Origin of the sequence: Ochrobactrum sp. SFR4, from assembly GCF_019730395.1 — a bacterium.
GTDB lineage: Bacteria > Pseudomonadota > Alphaproteobacteria > Rhizobiales > Rhizobiaceae > Pseudochrobactrum.
Window position 1 is genome coordinate 1 of record NZ_JAAPBB010000233.1, and the last position, 428, is coordinate 428.

Here is a 428-nt window from a genome sequence, read left to right on the forward strand (position 1 = left end):
AGCAGATGCCGGAAATTGAACGCAAAAATTTCGTCATCTTCACATCTGAAAATGCCCATTTCAGCATTCGCAAAAGTGCGCGTATTCTCGGCCTTAGCGGCGATGCGGTTATTCCGGTGCCAGTTGATGAAAACGGCCGCATGTCTGCCGCGCAACTGCATCCGGCCATCATGAAAAGCAGACAAAACTGTAAAGTGCCGCTTGCAATTGTCGCCACTGCAGGCACCACTGATCTGGGTGCGATTGATCCTTTATCCGAGATTGCCGATATAGCGGAACTGCATAATCTCTGGCTTCATGTCGATGCAGCCTATGGCGGCGGATTGCTTTTCACACCGCATCGCGACCAGCTTAAAGGTATTGAACGCGCACATTCCGTGACGATTGATTTCCATAAAATGTTATTCCAACCAATCAGTTGCGGAGTT

At 49.3% G+C, this 428-nt stretch carries 1 protein-coding gene; it reads left to right on the top strand.

Features of this window, described 5'->3' with window-relative positions:
* Nucleotides 1-428 (top strand): pyridoxal phosphate-dependent decarboxylase family protein (locus HBA93_RS18770; RefSeq protein ID WP_286202055.1); only part of this gene is annotated, 428 nt, incomplete at both ends.